The organism is Pseudomonas sp. NEEL19 (genome assembly GCF_028751975.1).
Taxonomy (GTDB): Bacteria; Pseudomonadota; Gammaproteobacteria; order Pseudomonadales; family Pseudomonadaceae; genus Aquipseudomonas; species Aquipseudomonas juntendi.
Map to the genome: position 1 here is coordinate 865510 of NZ_CP081491.1, position 16002 is coordinate 881511.

15 protein-coding genes and 2 pseudogenes are annotated in these 16002 nt (G+C 63.0%); 11 read left to right on the plus strand and 6 right to left on the minus strand.

Features of this window, described 5'->3' with window-relative positions; genetic code table 11:
• Window positions 1-64: 64 nt before the first annotated feature.
• Both K4A76_RS03920 and K4A76_RS03925 read left to right on the plus strand, forming a co-directional pair.
• Window positions 65-709: an MBL fold metallo-hydrolase gene (locus K4A76_RS03920; protein ID WP_274411603.1), complete on the plus strand. Its 645-nt coding sequence runs from the start codon at window positions 65-67 to the stop codon at window positions 707-709.
• A gap of 108 nt (window positions 710-817) precedes the next feature.
• Window positions 818-1540 carry an OmpA family protein gene (locus K4A76_RS03925; protein WP_029887746.1) on the plus strand — a complete coding sequence of 241 codons (723 nt, stop codon included), beginning with the start codon at window positions 818-820 and terminating at the stop codon, window positions 1538-1540.
• Window positions 1541-1575: 35 nt separating this feature from the next.
• Here the strand turns inward: K4A76_RS03925 and pta are convergent, their stop codons facing one another.
• Together pta and K4A76_RS03935 are read right to left on the minus strand one after the other, a co-directional pair.
• Window positions 1576-3663, minus strand: a complete 2088-nt coding sequence (gene pta / locus K4A76_RS03930; RefSeq protein ID WP_029887747.1) for a phosphate acetyltransferase — start codon at window positions 3661-3663, stop codon at window positions 1576-1578.
• Between the two features lie 31 nt (window positions 3664-3694).
• Entirely contained in the window at window positions 3695-4000 is a 306-nt protein-coding gene (locus K4A76_RS03935) for a DUF3565 domain-containing protein (RefSeq protein WP_274411604.1), read from the minus strand.
• Between K4A76_RS03935 and K4A76_RS03940 the strand changes: the two genes are divergently transcribed.
• The 3 genes from K4A76_RS03940 (at window position 3999) to K4A76_RS03950 (ending at window position 6124) form a co-directional block, all read left to right on the plus strand.
• Window positions 3999-4484 (plus strand): FKBP-type peptidyl-prolyl cis-trans isomerase, encoded by a 486-nt coding sequence (locus K4A76_RS03940; RefSeq protein WP_029887748.1) that lies wholly within the window; start codon window positions 3999-4001, stop codon window positions 4482-4484. The genes K4A76_RS03935 and K4A76_RS03940 overlap by 2 nt on opposite strands.
• 144 nt (window positions 4485-4628) lie before the next feature.
• Entirely contained in the window at window positions 4629-5111 is a 483-nt protein-coding gene (locus tag K4A76_RS03945) for a glutathione peroxidase (RefSeq protein WP_274411605.1), read from the plus strand.
• Window positions 5112-5233: 122 nt separating this feature from the next.
• Entirely contained in the window at window positions 5234-6124 is an 891-nt protein-coding gene (locus K4A76_RS03950; RefSeq protein ID WP_274411606.1) for an RHS repeat-associated core domain-containing protein, read from the plus strand.
• On the opposite strand, the gene K4A76_RS03955 is transcribed toward K4A76_RS03950, so the two are convergent.
• Window positions 6116-7321: a glycosyltransferase family 4 protein gene (locus tag K4A76_RS03955; protein ID WP_274411607.1), complete on the minus strand. Its 1206-nt coding sequence runs from the start codon at window positions 7319-7321 to the stop codon at window positions 6116-6118. The genes K4A76_RS03950 and K4A76_RS03955 overlap by 9 nt on opposite strands.
• Before the next feature lie 305 nt (window positions 7322-7626).
• Here K4A76_RS03955 and K4A76_RS23830 point away from each other — a divergent pair.
• Together K4A76_RS23830 and K4A76_RS23835 are read left to right on the plus strand one after the other, a co-directional pair.
• Window positions 7627-8226, plus strand: a pseudogene (locus K4A76_RS23830) (PAS domain-containing protein); the annotation flags it as partial.
• Between the two features lie 228 nt (window positions 8227-8454).
• A pseudogene (locus K4A76_RS23835) lies at window positions 8455-8814 on the plus strand (methyl-accepting chemotaxis protein); the annotation flags it as partial.
• A 55-nt stretch (window positions 8815-8869) separates the two neighbouring features.
• On the opposite strand, the gene K4A76_RS03965 reads toward K4A76_RS23835, so the two are convergent.
• The gene (locus K4A76_RS03965; protein ID WP_274411608.1) at window positions 8870-9085 is read right to left on the minus strand and encodes a TIGR02450 family Trp-rich protein; all 216 of its coding nucleotides are present in this window, start codon (window positions 9083-9085) and stop codon (window positions 8870-8872) included.
• A 20-nt stretch (window positions 9086-9105) separates the two neighbouring features.
• A complete protein-coding gene (gene cysZ / locus K4A76_RS03970) occupies window positions 9106-9870 on the minus strand; it encodes a sulfate transporter CysZ (RefSeq protein ID WP_009682700.1) in 765 nt (254 codons plus the stop codon).
• A gap of 322 nt (window positions 9871-10192) precedes the next feature.
• Between cysZ and trxB the strand changes: the two genes are divergently transcribed.
• Window positions 10193-11155 carry a thioredoxin-disulfide reductase gene (gene trxB / locus K4A76_RS03975; protein WP_003247318.1) on the plus strand — a complete coding sequence of 321 codons (963 nt, stop codon included), beginning with the start codon at window positions 10193-10195 and terminating at the stop codon, window positions 11153-11155.
• Window positions 11156-11314: 159 nt separating this feature from the next.
• On the opposite strand, the gene nadC is transcribed toward trxB, so the two are convergent.
• Window positions 11315-12163: a carboxylating nicotinate-nucleotide diphosphorylase gene (gene nadC, locus K4A76_RS03980; protein ID WP_054914219.1), complete on the minus strand. Its 849-nt coding sequence runs from the start codon at window positions 12161-12163 to the stop codon at window positions 11315-11317.
• 221 nt (window positions 12164-12384) lie between these two features.
• Here nadC and K4A76_RS03985 point away from each other — a divergent pair, with 221 nt between their 5' ends.
• From K4A76_RS03985 to ampE, 3 genes are all read left to right on the plus strand, one after another.
• The gene (locus K4A76_RS03985) at window positions 12385-14514 is read left to right on the plus strand and encodes a DUF1631 domain-containing protein (protein WP_274411609.1); all 2130 of its coding nucleotides are present in this window, start codon (window positions 12385-12387) and stop codon (window positions 14512-14514) included.
• A gap of 73 nt (window positions 14515-14587) precedes the next feature.
• The gene (gene ampD, locus K4A76_RS03990) at window positions 14588-15160 is read left to right on the plus strand and encodes a 1,6-anhydro-N-acetylmuramyl-L-alanine amidase AmpD (protein WP_274411610.1); all 573 of its coding nucleotides are present in this window, start codon (window positions 14588-14590) and stop codon (window positions 15158-15160) included.
• Window positions 15157-15987, plus strand: coding sequence for a regulatory signaling modulator protein AmpE (gene ampE / locus K4A76_RS03995; RefSeq protein WP_054911439.1), 831 nt, complete (start codon window positions 15157-15159; stop codon window positions 15985-15987). The genes ampD and ampE overlap by 4 nt, the downstream gene beginning before the upstream one ends.
• Window positions 15988-16002 lie beyond the last annotated feature (15 nt).

Here is a 16002-nt window from a genome sequence, read left to right on the forward strand (position 1 = left end):
GTGCGCCTGCCGGCTTTTCCTGGCAGGCTTTGCGCAGAACCCCGGCTTTACCTGCGAGAACACCATGACCCAAGCCCTGCCTGCGCTCATCCGCGAAACCTTCCCTGTCGGGCCTTTGCAGTGCAACTGCACGCTCATCGGCGACCCGTTGAGCAAAAAGGCCATCGTCGTCGACCCGGGCGGTGATCCAGACAAGATCCTGGCCCGCCTGCAGGCCCATGGCCTGACGCTGGTGAGCATCATCCACACCCACGCCCACTTCGATCATTTTCTTGCCTCGGGCAAGCTCAAAGCGCTGACCGGCGCCACGCTGCATCTGCACAAGGATGACCAGGCACTGTGGGACAACCTGGAGATGCAGTGCCAGATGTTCGGCGTGCCCTATACCCCGGTGCCGTCGCCTGATCGCTGGCTGGCCGATGACGAAGAACTGGCGTGCGGCTGCGGCGTGGCCTTGCATACACCCGGGCACACGCCCGGCTCGATGAGCTTCTGGTTCGCCGACGCCAAGCTGTTGATCGCAGGTGACACCTTGTTCCGTCGGGGTATTGGCCGTACCGATTTGTGGGGTGGCGACCAGCGGGCCATCGTGCGCTCGATCAAGGAGCGGCTGTACCGGCTGGACGAGGAGGCCACCGTGGTCACCGGCCATGGGCCTGATACCCGGCTGGGTGACGAGATGCGCGAAAACCCGTTCGTGCGTGCCTGATGGCACATGAAGGCGCTTTCATGGAATTTTTCGTTGCCGGTGCGTTCCAAGGCTGGCATAGATGCATTTGCGATCTGTCGCATTCATGAATTGAGTAGGAGCTTGTCCATGTTCACCATGCGTCGTCTGATTATCGTCGCAACTGCCGCTGCCCTGATGACCGGCTGTGCCAGTCAGAACCCTTACGACAACCAGGGGCAGGCGCAGGGCTCTACCGGGATGAGCAAGACTGCCAAGTACGGTGGCCTGGGTGCGCTGGCCGGTGCGATCGCCGGTGCCGCCATCGACCACAACAACCGTGGCAAGGGCGCCCTGATCGGCGCTGCCGCCGTGGGCGCTGCCGCCGCCGGTTATGGCTACTACGCCGACAAGCAGGAAGCCGAGCTGCGCGCACAAATGGCCAACACCGGTGTGGAAGTGCAGCGCCAGGGTGACCAGATCAAGCTGATCATGCCGGGCAACATCACCTTCGCCACCGATTCGGCCAACATCGCGCCAAGCTTCTACCAGCCGCTGAACAATCTCGCCAGCTCGTTCAAGCAGTTCAACCAGAACACCATCGAAGTGGTCGGTTTCACCGACAGCACCGGCAGCCGCCAGCACAACATGGACCTGTCCCAGCGCCGGGCGCAGGCCGTCAGCACCTACCTGACTTCGCAGGGTGTGGACAGCTCGCGCCTGTCGGTACGTGGCATGGGCCCGGACCAGCCGATCGCCAGCAACGCCGATGCCAATGGCCGTGCGCAGAACCGCCGTGTCGAAGTGAACCTGAAGCCGATTCCAGGCCAGCAGTATGACCAGCAGCAGGGCCAGGTGCAGCAGTATCCCTGAATAGGCATTGGGGCCGCGTTGCGGCCCCGTTTGTTTCAGCGCCCTACGCTGGCCTGAATCGCCGTGAGGGCAATGGTATGGACGATATCGTCCACCTGCGCCCCGCGTGGCAGATCGTTCACCGGCTTGCGCAGGCCCTGCAGCATTGGCCCCAGGCTGACCCCGTCGGCACTGCGCTGCACCGCCTTGTGCGTGGTATTGCCGGTGTTCAGGTCGGGGAATACGAAGACCGTGGCGCGCCCGGCCACCTGGCTGGTGGGCGCCAAGTCCCGGGCAATTGCCGGGTTGGCTGCAGCGTCGTATTGCAGCGGCCCATCGATCAGCAAGCCTTGCGTGGCGGCCTGCGCCAGGCGGGTCGCCTCGCGCACTTTCCCCACTTCCTCATCGCTGGCCGAATCGCTTGAATAACTGATCATCGCCACTCGTGGCGCGATGCCGAAGGCTTGCGCCGATTCGGCACTTTGCCGGGCGATCTCCGCCAGTTCGGCGGCGCTTGGGTGAGGATTCATCACGCAGTCGCCGTACACCAGTACCTGCTCGGGGAACAGCATGAAGAATACCGACGATACCAGGCTCGCCCCCGGCGCGGTCTTGATCAACTGCAGGGCAGGGCGGATGGTGTTGGCGGTGGAATGCACCAGCCCCGACACCAGGCCGTCCACCTCATCCAGGGCCAGCATCATGGTGCCGATCACCACCGGGTCTTCCAGTTGCTGCTCGGCCATTGGCGCGTTGAGGTTCTTGCTTTTGCGCAGCTCCACCATCGGTTCCACGTAGCGCCCGCGAATCAGCTCCGGGTCCAGTATTTCCAGGCCTGGTGGCAGGGTGATGCCCTGCGCGCGGGCGACGGCGTCGACATCTTCGGGCTTGGCCAGCAGCACGCAGCGGGCGATGCCACGGGCCTGGCAGATGGCCGCTGCCTGCACCAGCAGCGGCTCTGCACCTTCTGGCAGAACGATGCGCTTGTTTGCCTGCTGCGCGCGCTGGATCAATTGGTAGCGGAACACCGCCGGCGACAGGCGCAGCTCGCGCGGGGTGCCGCAACGTTGGTGCAGCCAGGCTGCGTCGAGGTGGCTGGCGACAAAGTCGGTAATGAACTCGGCGCGTTCGCGGTCGTCCACCGGGATTTCCCGGTTGAGCGAATTGAGCTGGTTGGCGGTGTCGTACGAACCGGTACTGACCGACAGGATCGGCAGGCCCGCCTGCAGCGCGCCGCGGCACAGCCCGAGGATGCGAGCGTCCGGTTTGCTGTCACTGGTCAACAACAGGCCGGCCAGCGGGACGCCATTGATCGCAGCCAGGCTGACGGCCAGGATGATGTCATCGCGGTCGCCCGGTGTGACGACCAGGGTGCCGGAGGTGAGCAGTGGCACGGTATTGGCCACGGTGCGCGCGCAGATGATGATCTTGCTCATGCGCCGTTGTTCGTAATCGCCGGCATTGAGCACCTGGGCGCCAAGCAACTCGGCCACGTCGCGGGTGCGCGGTGCGTTCAGCTCGGGCTGATAGGGGATGCAGCCCAGCAGGCGAAAGTCATTGCCGCGCAGCAGCGGCGAGTGTTCGCGCAGGCGGGTGGCGAAGTCGGCCATGCTTTCGTCGGTGCGGACCTTGTTGAGGATCACCCCCAGTACTTTCGGGTCGCGTGGGCCGCCAAACAGTTGCGCCTGCAGTTCGACCCGCCCGGACAGCTCGCTGAGCACTTCGTTTTCCGGCGCCGAGACCAGGATCACCTCGGCATCCAGGCTCTTGGCCAGGTGCAGGTTGACCCGCGCGGCATAGCTGGCGTGGCGCGTGGGCACCATGCCTTCGACCACGACCACGTCATTGCCGATGCAGGCTTGCTGGTAAAGCCGGATGATTTCTTCCAGCAGTTCGTCCAGTTGGCCATCGCCGAGCATGCGCTCGACCTGGGCCAGGCTCATGGGCACGGGGGGCTTGATGCCGTGGGTACGGGCGACCAGTTCGCTGGAGCGTTCGGGGCCGGTGTCGCCCGGGTGGGGCTGGGCGATGGGCTTGAAGAAACCCACCTTCAGCCCGGCCCGTTCCAGGGTACGCACCAGGCCCAGGCTGATCGACGTCAGGCCGACACCAAAGTCGGTCGGCGCAATGAAAAATGTCTGCATGCGTGCTTCTCGAAATAAGCGGTGCAAGAAATTAACGGCCAAGGGTAGCGCTATCGGCCCCTTGTGCGCACCAGCCACATGCGAACGGCTGGCCGATACGCTGCAGGCGCTGGGCCGGGTCGAGCACCCACGGGCGTGCCTGCCACGGCGGCGGTTGGTGGCGCAGGTGCTGGGTGTGGCCGCAGGACAGCTCGGCTACCCAGTGGCCTTCTTCGTCCTGGTGAAAGCCGATGATCCGACTGATGGACCGTTGCTGCACGCCAGTGCGTTCGCAATCGGGCGGTGGCTTGGTTACACTGGTGCGCTCTACATTCTTTTGCAAAAGGTCTTGCCCCATGCTGATCGCCGCCAACAAGGCTGTCTCCATCGACTATACCCTGACCAACGACGCCGGGGAGACCATCGACAGCTCCGCCGGTGGCGCGCCGCTGGTTTACCTGCACGGTGCCGGCAACATCATCCCAGGCCTGGAAAAAGCCCTGGAAGGCAAGCAAGCCGGTGACGAACTGGAAGTTGCCATCGAGCCGGAAGACGCCTACGGCGAATACCTGGCCGAGCTGGTCAGCACCCTGAACCGCAGCCTGTTCGAAGGCGTCGACCAGCTGGAAGTGGGTATGCAGTTCCACGCTTCGGCGCCGGATGGCCAGATGCAGATCGTGACCATCCGCGACGTGGACGGCGACGACATCACCGTTGACGGCAACCACCCGCTGGCTGGTCAGCGTCTGAACTTCAAGGTCAAGGTCGTCAACGTGCGTGACGCCAGCGACGAAGAAATCGCTCACCGTCACATCCACGGTGAAGGTGGCCATCACCACTGATTTTCTGCGCTAAGCTCAGAAAGTCGCCAGGCGCTCGGGCAAGCCGATCTGCCTTCCTACGGGAGGTGGGCGGTTTGAACGGGCGCCTTTTTAGTGGGCGCGATTTGCCTGCGCGGCAACCCGGAAGCTGAGAGGGGGTTCATCATGAGTGCATTTCACGAGCTGAAACTGGAGGCGCTGAACGGCGGGGAACTGCCCCTCGCACCGTTCAAGGGCCAAGTGGTGCTGGTGGTCAACGTCGCTTCCAAGTGTGGTCTCACGCCGCAATACAAAGCCCTGGAAAACCTCTATCAGGTTTACAAGGACAAGGGCTTCAATGTGCTTGGCCTGCCGTGCAACCAGTTTGCCGGGCAGGAACCTGGCAGCGCAAAGGAAATCCAGGAATTCTGCAGCCTCAACTACGGGGTGAGCTTCCCGCTGGCGGGCAAGCTGGAGGTCAACGGGCCACAGCGCCATTCGCTGTATCGCTTGCTGGCGGGCGAGGGCGCGGAGTTCCCGGGTGACATCAGCTGGAACTTCGAGAAGTTCCTGGTCGGCAAGGATGGCCGGGTGCTGGCGCGCTTCTCGCCGCGTACGGCGCCGGATGATCCGACGGTGGTGCAGGCCATCGAGAAAGCGTTGGGATGAGTATTCGGGGCCGCTGTGCGGCCCTTTCTGTCAGTGGCAGGCCCTGACATTTTTGCCAGTTGCCGACCGAATGACGGTGTTGCCAAACTTCAACCTTGCGAAATGCAAGCGAGGTTTGGTCGATGGCGAGCAAGTTGTTTTATCAACAGGAACGTTTGGCGCTGATACAGGACGCGCAGGTACAGCGCCGGTTGATGACTTCAGTGATACAAATCCATGCAGTGCTGGTAGAGACAATGCAGGCGACCCCCAACGTTTTACTGGCCAGTGATGCTTTGCATTCCACTCTGCTAATTAGCCCACAGCAGAAAGCCAAACCTTATTGCTATTCACCGTATGGGCATCAGCCAAATCATCCCGGGTTGCCTGCATTTACCGGCCAAGTACCTGAGCCTATAATGGGCGGATACCTGCTGGGCAATGGCTACCGTCTATACAGTCCGCTCTTGATGCGCTTCCACTCTCCAGACAACTGGAGCCCATTCGGTGCTGCGGGTATCAATCCTTATGTTTACTGCGACAGTGATCCGGTCAACCACAGTGACCCCTCGGGTCACATAAAAATACTCAAGGCTGTGAAAAATGCTGCGCTGAAAGTCTTCGATACAGTGGCCTATGAATATGTTAAAGCCAAGTATGGGAAAAAGATTTTCAAGAAGATAGACCAATTGAACGCGGCCCCTTCCGCTCGGCCAAGCGCTGACGCCAGTGTTCCGACAAGCAATCTCAACCTGGCTGAGATCAAGGTCGGTGGGCGCATGCTGAATGATGAGATCAAACATCTAGAAAAAAATCAAAAAACATTAAGCAAACACCTAGAAGGCGCAGAACGAGGTGAAGAAGGTAGCCCAGTGATCTTCGGTGAGCCCAGCAGTTATATTGCAGATATTCTTGCCAACCAAAAAGTCAAAGAATTGAATTCGATCGGGAGATTGGAAAAAGCAGTTGCCAATTTGAGAGAGCACAAAAGGGCTGTAAGTTATCAAACGCATATACACGCGCGTTTAGGGTGATTCAGGCTTGATCTTCATTGCCAGCGACCCATTGTCCGGCAAGGGCGCAGCATCTTTTCTGGATGCCGCGTTCAGATACCCCTCAAACTGCTCGACAATCGCCGCCCACCCCTGGCGGCTGGCGTGTTGCCGTGCATTCAGCCGCACCCGGCGCAAGGTTTCCTCTTCCTCAAGCAACCAGCAGGCCGCATCGATGAACGCCGCCTGGTCTCCCGGCATGGCCAGCGCGCCGTTATGGCCATGGCGAATGTGGTGTGCTGCAGCGGCCTCGTCATAAGCCACTACCGCCAACCCCGAAGCCATGGCTTCGAGTACCACGTTGCCAAAGGTTTCGGTCAGGCTTGGGAACAGGAACAGATCTGCGCTGGCATAGTGTTCAGCCAGTATCTCGCCCCGCAGGGCGCCACAGAACACCGCGTCTGGCAACTGTTGCTCAAGGGTGGCGCGCTGTGGGCCGTCGCCGACAAAAACAAGGCGCAGGCGCTTTTGTGGATAAGTCTTTTGCAGTGCCTCAAGGCAGGGTCGCAACAAGCCAAGGTTCTTTTCCACCGCCAATCGGCCGACATGCAGCACGGCGATGTCGTCGGGCCCAAGCCCCCAGCCTTCGCGTAACGCCTGGCTACGCCGCGCCGGGTTGAACAGGCAGGCATCGACACCCCGGGCCAGCAGTTCCAAGCGTTCGAAACCACGGCGTTCAAGCTCCAGGCGCTGGCTGAGGCTGGGGACCAGGGTGATGGCCGTGCGCCGATGGAACCAGCGCAGGTAGTGCGTGAGCATGCGCGCCAGCAGGCCCAGCCCGTATTGGCCGGAGTACTGTGGGAAGTTGGTATGGAAACCACTGACCACTGCCACCCCCAGGCGCCGCGCCGCACGCAAAGCGCTGAGCCCGAGCGGCCCTTCGGTAGCGATGTACAGCACATCCGGGCGCTGTCGGCGCCAGCGGCGCAACAGCTTGTGCATCGACACCTCGCCCCATTGCAAACCGGGGTAGCCCGGCAAGGCCCAGCCCCGGCACAGCATCAGCTGCGGGTCGCTGTGCACTGGCCCTTCGCCGGCCTGGCGCGGGCGCACCACTTCAACTTCATGGCCACGTTGACGCAGCCCTTCGCTCAAGCGCCCAAGCGTGTTGGCCACGCCGTTGATTTCGGGTGGGAAGGTTTCGCTGACCAGGGTGATGCGTAGCGCAGGTGTGTTCATGGCAAAAGTTTCTGCCTGCCCGATTGCGTCAATGTGACGGTCACGTGGCGCGCAGGTGACAGCTGACCATCGGCTTGTGCAGCGTGCAGATTATTTCCTGGTGCGCCGCTCAAGGGGCCGTGCCGTCGGCCGATGAAGATGCATTCGACCACCTGTTGCGCTCCAGGAGAGCGGTGATGTTCAACAACAAGCTCAAGCAAGAAAACCGGCAACTGCGCGAAGACCTGATGTGTATCGAACAGGTCAAGAGCAGCCTCGACAGCGAGATGCTGGTGCTGCAACTCGACCCCCAGGGACGGATCGAGATGGTCAATGGCAACTTCGAGAGCGAGATGCTCTACCGGGCCGACCAACTGCTTGGACGCAACATCGAGGACATCGTCCCCGCCCATGTGCGATCGCTGGACTTCTACCAGCGGATGAAAGCCGCCATCACTCGTGGCGAGCACCTGAACGGCGCGTTTCGCCTGTTGCGCGGCAATGGCCAGGAAGCCTGGCTGCGCTCGATCCTGCAGCCGGTCAAGAACAGCGAGGGGCGCATTCGGTACTTCACCCTGCATTCCAGCGACCTGACCCGCACCATCGAAGCTTCGCGCGAACATGAGAGCCTGATCAAGGCGCTGATGCGCTCCACGGCGGTCATCGAGTTCGACCTCGACGGTAACGTCCTCACCGCCAACGAGCGCTTCCTGGCCACGGTCGGCTACCGCCTGGAGCAGATTCGCGGCAAGCACCATCGTCTGTTCTGCACGCCGGAAGAGGCCAACTCAACCGCTTACCAGGCGTTCTGGGACAGGCTGCGTCGTGGCGAGTACGTGGCTGACCGCTTCAAGCGCATCGATGCCCACGGCCGGGTGGTCTGGTTGGAGGCCTCCTACAACCCGATCTTCGATGCCCACGACGTGCTGTACAAGGTGGTCAAATTCGCCACCGTGATCACCGACCAGGTCAACCAGGAACAGGCGGTGGCCGAAGCGGCGGATGTCGCCTACACTACCTCGCTGGGCACCGATGCCAGCGCGCGCAAGGCTACCGAGGTGGTCACCCAGAGTGTCAGCGTGATGCGCGGCCTGGAAGCCTCGATGCAGGAGGCGGCCGAGGGCATTCAGGCGCTGGATACGCAGTCGCGGGTGATCGGCTCGATCATCAAGACCATCAGTGACATTGCCGGGCAGACCAACCTGTTGGCGCTCAACGCGGCCATCGAGGCCGCCCGTGCAGGCGAGCAGGGGCGCGGGTTTGCCGTGGTTGCCGACGAAGTCCGGCAACTGGCCTCGCGTACCAGCAGCGCCACCGAGGAAATCGCCCGGGTGGTGCAGCAGAACGAGCAGTTGGCGCAGGCGGCGGTGACGATCATCGACACCAGCAAGCGCCAGGCCGAACAGGGGCTGGCGCTGGCCGATCAGACGGGCAACGTGATTGTCGAGATCCAGGACGGGGCGAAGCGGGTGGTGGACGTGGTTGGGCAGTTTTCCAGCCGCTTGGGCCACTGACGCCCAGTGCTTGCGCGCTGCGCTGGCATGTGGGCGTTTGCTGGCTTGGGCAAGGTTATCGCCAGCCCATCGCCCATACTTGCGCATCGCGCAGCAGCCGCCAGTCCAGCCACTGGCTGCGGCCGCTGTGCACCGCCTGCAATTCCACCCGCAGCAGGACGCCCGTCTCGTCGTGCTCCAGATCGGTGACCAGAAAATGTTTCTCGCGGTTCACCGGGTGGGTGGCCGTCCATTTGGACAGCTTGAGTTTGGCGGGGTTGAAGCGGTTCATCGAAAGCTCCTGTTGCCGGATCATGCGCTTGGGTTGCCTGGCTTGCTGACGCGGATGTCGCCCTTTTCCCGCACCCAGAACAGGGTAGCCCCGGCCACCGCCGCCGGCATCATCAGCACGTTCACCCCCGGGATCAGCAACGCCAGGTACGTCACCCCGCCAAAGCCCAGGCTCTGCCAGCGCTTCTGGCGCAGCCAGGCCAGCATGTCCTGCCAGCTCATCTTGTTGTTGTCGGCCGGGTAGTCGATGTACTGGATGGCCATCATCCATACGCCGAAGATCAGCCACAGCGGCGCGGCCACCACGTTGACCACCGGAACCAGTGAGAGGATGAACAGGCCGATGGCCCGTGGCAGGAAGTAGCCCAGCTTGCGCATTTCGCGACTGAGCGTGCGCGGTACCATTGCCACCAGTTCGCCCCAGCTGAACGCCGGGAAGTTGTCTTCGCCACGTACCACCACTTCAACCTTTTCGGCGAGAAAACCGTTGAACGGCGCGGCGATGACGTTGGCGACCAGCGTGAAGGTGAAGAACACCATCAAAACCACCAAGGCGACGAACAGCGGCCAGAGGATGTAGGTAAGGAAGCTCAGCCAGCTCGGCAAGCTTGGCATCAGAGCATCCACCCAGAGGCTGAACTGATGGCCGGCGAAGTAAATCAGGCCACCGAACAGCAGCAGGTTGACCGCCAGCGGCAGCAGCACGAACAAGCGCAGGTTGGGGCTGAGCACCAGTTTCAGGCCTTCGCGCAGGTATTGGGGGCCAGAGAGGACAGGGGCTTGCATCAAGGTACTCCGCAGAGAAGGGAAACGCGCTGACCTTACCGAGTTTGGCGTGCCGACGAAAGGCAGCGGGTGGTCGGGAAACCGGCTGTAACAAAAGCATCGACAGTATGATCACCGATGAAATCGCAGCATAGACGATGCCTATGAGGTGGATTGTCGAAGGATATTTCCTTAATCTTTGCGACCTCGCTACAGTGCGTTCACCTTTCCGCTTTCCGGGCCTGCGCGTTGTAGCCTTCCCCAAGTGCTGCGTGGGTCCTTTTAAATTTTCCAGCTGGCGCCGCCGGTGTATCGAAACCGGCCCGCTCGACAGGAGTTCGACATGTCTGAAGTACGTCATTCGCGCGTCATCATTCTGGGTTCCGGCCCTGCCGGTTACAGCGCTGCGGTCTATGCCGCCCGTGCCAACCTCAAGCCGCTGCTGATCACCGGCATGCAGGCCGGTGGCCAGCTGACCACCACTACCGAAGTCGACAACTGGCCGGGCGACCCGCACGGTCTGACTGGCCCGGCCCTGATGCAGCGTATGCAGGAGCATGCCGAGCGTTTCGAAACCGAGATCGTGTTCGACCACATCAATGCTGTCGACCTGGCCAACAAGCCATTCACCCTGCAGGGTGACAGCGGCAAGTACACCTGCGACGCACTGATCATCGCCACTGGCGCCAGCGCCCGCTACCTGGGCCTGCCGTCGGAAGAAACCTTCATGGGCAAGGGCGTTTCGGCCTGCGCTACCTGCGACGGGTTCTTCTACCGCAACAAGCCGGTCGCTGTGGTGGGCGGTGGCAACACCGCCGTGGAAGAGGCCTTGTACTTGGCCAATATCGCCAGCAAGGTGACCCTGGTGCACCGCCGCGAAACTTTCCGCGCCGAGAAGATCCTGGTCGACAAGCTCAACGCCCGCGTGGCCGAAGGCAAGATCGAGCTCAAGCTCAACGCCACCCTGGACGAAGTACTGGGTGACAACATGGGCGTGACCGGTGCGCGCCTGAAGAACAACGACGGCAGCAGCGATGAAATCAAGGTCGATGGCGTGTTCATCGCCATTGGCCATACCCCGAACACGTCGCTGTTCGAAGGCCAGCTGACCCTCAAGGACGGCTACCTGGTGGTCAACGGCGGCCGTGAAGGCAATGCTACCGCCACCAATGTCGAAGGCGTATTCGCGGCCGGTGACGTGGCCGACCACGTGTACCGTCAGGCGATTACCTCGGCCGGTGCTGGCTGCATGGCAGCGCTGGACGTCGAGCGCTACCTGGACGGGCTGGCCAACGCCTCGTTCTGATTTGCCAAATGCACGGGGGCCACGCGCCCCCAACTGGAAACCGGCTCGAAACTGATCCTGTTCAACCAAGTGTGATAGCACACTGATTGGGGCTGCTGCGCAGCCCATCGCGACACAAGGCCGCTCCTACAGGTGGGAGCTGGCTTGCCTGCGATCAGCTCACAGGCTCAGCCGCATCGACAGGTCGACCGCCTTCACATCCTTGGTCATCGCCCCGATCGAGATGTAGTCCACGCCCGTTTCGGCAATCACCCGCAGGGTGCTCTCGTTGACCCCGCCGCTGGCCTCCAGCTTGGCCTTGCCGGCCGTGATGCGCACAGCCTCACGCATTTCTTCCAGGTTCAGTTCGTCGAGCATGATGATGTCGGCCCCCGCCGCCAGCGCCTCGCGCAGTTCGCCAAGGCTCTCCACTTCTATTTCCACCGGTTTGCCCGGGGCAATGCGGTGCGCAGCCGCCACGGCCTGAGCCACGCCACCGCTTGCGGCGATATGGTTCTCCTTGATCAGGAAAGCGTCGTACAGGCCGATGCGGTGGTTGTCGCAGCCGCCACAGGTTACCGCGTACTTTTGCGCCAGGCGCAGGCCAGGCAGCGTTTTGCGGGTGTCCAGCAGGCGCACCTGGGTGCCTTCTACCAGGCTGGCAAGAAAGCGCGCACGGGTGGCGACCCCCGACAGCAGTTGCAGGAAGTTCAGGGCACTGCGCTCACCGCTGAGCAGCGAACGGGCCGGGCCTTCGAGGTGAAACAGGGGCTGGTTGGCGCTGGCACGGTCACCGTCAGTGACTTGCCAGTGCACCGCCACCCGCGGGTCGAGCTGGCGGAATACCGCATCGACCCAGGCAGTGCCGGCGATCACACAGTCCTCGCGGGTGATGATGGTCGCCTTGGCCAGGCGCTCGGCCGGGATCAACTGCGCGGTGATATCGCCACTGCCGATGTCCTCCAACAGCGCACGGCGCACGTTGGCTTCGATTTCAGCGGTCAGGTCGGCAAGGCGTAGGTTCGGCATGGTCGGCTCCACAAGCAAGATGCCCGCGATTATAGGGCAGGGGGCTGGTGTGTACAGCCGCCTTGGCGCCGACCTTTGGTCGGCGCGTGGCGGGCGCCTGCCTGGGGTGAATCCGTGCTGGCAGCGCTGCGGGTTTTTGCCGATAATGGCGACCAGTATTTGGCGTCATAGCTTTGACGATACCTGCTGCGGCGGGCAACACACCCTGCAAGGAGTCCAGGATGCATGAAGAAGGCAAGGTGGTGCCCCTGGCGGCCGCCATCGACCGGGGCCGGCGTGCGCCTCTGCCTTGCCTTCCGGTGTTGCTGCTGCAAGTACGCGACAAGGCCGCCCTGCAGTTGCGCCTGGGCTTGCAGGCGCTGTTCGACAACGCTGACGACACCCTGTTCGAGATGGCTGACAAAGCCTTCGAGCACGCCGACCAGAACTTGTATTTCGAGGCCATGCGCGACCTGCGCCTGAAGCGCAAAAGCATCGAGCGCGGCTTTCTCGACATCTTCCATGCAACTTTCGCCCGCATCGGCCAGGCGGACCTGTTGCTGCACCTGGCCCAACCGGGGAACACGTGCGGCAAAGCGCAGGCCGAGCGGGGCGCTGCTGTCGAAGGCATGGTGGGGCGCGTGCTGGCACGTCATCGCCCGGCCTTGCAACAGCTCGGGCTGCGCTTGCAGGTGCTGCTCGACCGCCCCGTGTACGAGGGCGACAACCCGCTAGGGCCCGCCGCATTATGTGGTTACTTCCTCGATGCCGGGCGTAACCTGGGGGTTTGCCTGCGGGTGAAGCTGGTGTTGCTCACGCTGTTCGAGCGCTATGTGCTCAGTGATGCCGATCTGATCTACGGCGAGGCCAACCAGCTGCTGGCCGCCGCCGGCGTGCTGCCCGAACTGCAACCGGTACCGCGCCGGCCTGCCGAGGAGCGGCGCCTGGGCGCGCGACGTTGCCCGCCCATGCCAGGCCAGGATGTGGGCGCGGACGCAGCCGGGCAGGCGTTTTTTGCCTCGTTGCAAACCCTGCTGGCGCCGGTGCGGGGGCAATTTGCCCCACGTTTGCAGGGGGTGGCTGCCGCCCAGCCGATCAGCACCACCGACCTGCTGCGGTTACTGACCCATTTGCAGCATTATGTGCCCGCCACGCACGAGGCAGATGACGTCGAGCTTGGCCAGCAGCTTGAGCAATTGCTGCTGCGGGTCAGCGTGCGCAGTGGCATACGCAGGCGTATCGCGGTCGCCGACGAAGACATGATCAACCTGGTGAACCTGCTGTTCGCGTTCATTCAGCAGGACGACAACCTGCCGGCCAGCCTGCGGGCGCTGATCATCCGGCTGCACATCCCGCTGCTGAAGGTCGCGCTGCTGGACAAGGGGTTGTTCTGCCGGGCTGGCCACCCCGCACGGCGGCTGCTCAACGAAATCGCAGCGGCGGGCATCGGCTGGGAGAGTGGCCGCGAAGATGTGCGCGACAGTCTGCACGTGCGGGTGGCGCTGATCGTGCAGCGCGTGCTCAGTGATTTTGACGAAGATACCCGCGTGTTCGACCACCTGCTGCAAGATTTTCTCGCGTTCAGCCAAGAGGAGCGGCGGCGCAGCGATTTGCTCGAGCAACGTACCCGCGACGCCGAAGAGGGCCGCGCACGCACCTTGCAGGCCAGGCACCAGGTGCAGCAATTGCTCAACCAGCGCCTGCGCGGCCAGGTGTTGCCCCAGGTGGTGGTGCAGATGCTGGTACAGGCCTGGAGCCAGGTCCTGCTGCTGGCCTGGCTGAAGCACGGCGAGGGTTCCGGGGCCTGGTGCGATGCGGTGCAGACCATGGACACCCTGCTGCTCAGTGTTACCCCGGGCCGTGAGCCGCAAACCCTGTTGCAGCAGGTGCCAGGCCTGCTCAAGGCGTTGCGCGACGGCTTGGCCAGCGTGGCGCAGGACTCGCTCACGACCCGCGCATTCTTCCAGCAGCTTGAGCGGTTGCACCTGTGCGCCTGCGGGGGAGGCCAGTGGCAACCCTTGGACCAGGTGCGGGTGACGCAAGCGATTGTCCTGGCAAGTGCCGAAGAACCAGGCTGCCCGCCGCCAGGGGGCGACAGCGGGCACGCTGCGGCAGTGCGCCAGGCGCAGCGCCTGCGCATCGGAACCTGGGTCCAGGTGCTGGATGAAGACCCACCGCTGCGCTGCAAGCTGGTAGCACGTGTCGAGAACAGCGACAGGCTGGTGTTCAGCAACCGCACCGGCCTGAAAGTGCGAGAGTGGAGCAGCGCCAGCCTGGCCAGGGCACTGCAGCGCGGCGAGGTGCGGGTGCTGGGGGGCGGGCTGTTGTTCGAGCGTGCACTGGAGGCCGTACTTGACGGCCTGCGCCCGTGATCATTCACCTGCACAGGGCGTGAGCCGCAAGGCATACTGTTGTCCTGTTCAAGGCGTTTTCAGGATCTGCCCCATGCAATTGGACCGTGCCACTGGCTGGTTCCACGGAAACGGAATCACCCATTGCCCTTCGCCCAACTTCAATGCTCGGCCGGAGGGCGAATCGATTTCCCTGCTGGTGATTCACAACATCAGCCTGCCGCCGGCGTGTTTCGGTACCGGCAAGGTTCAGCAATTTTTCCAGAACCGCCTCGACCCCCAGGAACACCCGTACTTTGCCAGCATCAGCCACCTGACCGTGTCCGCCCACCTGTTCGTCGAGCGTGATGGCGCGGTGACCCAGTTCGTGTCGCTGTGCGACCGCGCCTGGCACGCAGGTGTTTCGTGTTTCGACGGGCGCGAAGGCTGCAATGACTTCTCCATCGGCATCGAGCTGGAAGGCACTGACGACCTGCCCTATACCGATGCCCAGTACACCGTGCTGGAACAGCTTACCCGGCACATCTGCAGTGCCTGGCCGGCCATCGACCTGGGCCGTATCCAGGGCCATAGCGACATTGCCCCGCAGCGCAAGACCGACCCCGGCCCGGCATTCGACTGGCCGCGCTACCGTGAAGCGCTGCAGCACAACGAGGACAAGGCATGAGTTTTCTGGTGTTGGTGCTGGCGCTGTGGGTCGAGAAGTTCTCGGCCCTGCGCCATCAGGTGCAACGTGACGGTTTTTTCCTTGGTGAGCTGGTGCGCCTGGAGCGCAGCGGCAAGGTTCACCCGTGGTGGACGCTGACGCTTCTGGTGCTGGCACCGGTCGCCCTGCTGGTCTTGCTGTTGCACGTACTGGAGCCCGTGGCCTATGGCCTGCTGGCGCTGCCGGTGCATCTGCTGGTGTTGGTCTACAGCCTGGGCCGCGGTGACGCCAAGGCGTCGCTTGGCCCGTTCCGTGACGCTTGGCGCCGGGGCGATGACCAGGCCGCCTTGCACGTGGCAGAGCGCGACCTTGGCCTGGCGGCCGATGAGCCGCACACGTTGTTGGTGCGGGTGCAGGGCAACTTGCTGTGGCAGGTGTACCAGGGCTTCTTCGCCGTGATCTTCTGGTATTTCGTGCTGGGGCCGGGGGCAGCGTTGGCGTATCGGTTACTGGCGCTGTGCGCTGGGCACAGCGGGCAAGCGGTGCTGAAGGCGCGCGCCGAGCAGTTGCGGCACATCATGGACTGGCTGCCGGTGCGCGTGCTGGCGTTGAGCTTTGCCTTGGTGGGTAATTTCCTGGCGGTGACGCGGGTGATGCTGCACGAGGTGCTCAACTGGCACATCAGCGCCGCACACCTGGTGGCCCGGGTCGGGCGCGTTGCCGACGACATTCCCGACGATGAAGACAGCCAGCGTGGGTTGGGGCGCCTGGACAGCCTGTGGGAGCTGCTGCTGCGCTGCGCGGTGTTGTGGTATGCCGCGTTTGCGCTGTGGACGGTGCTGGCCTGAAATCAGGCGGGCGGC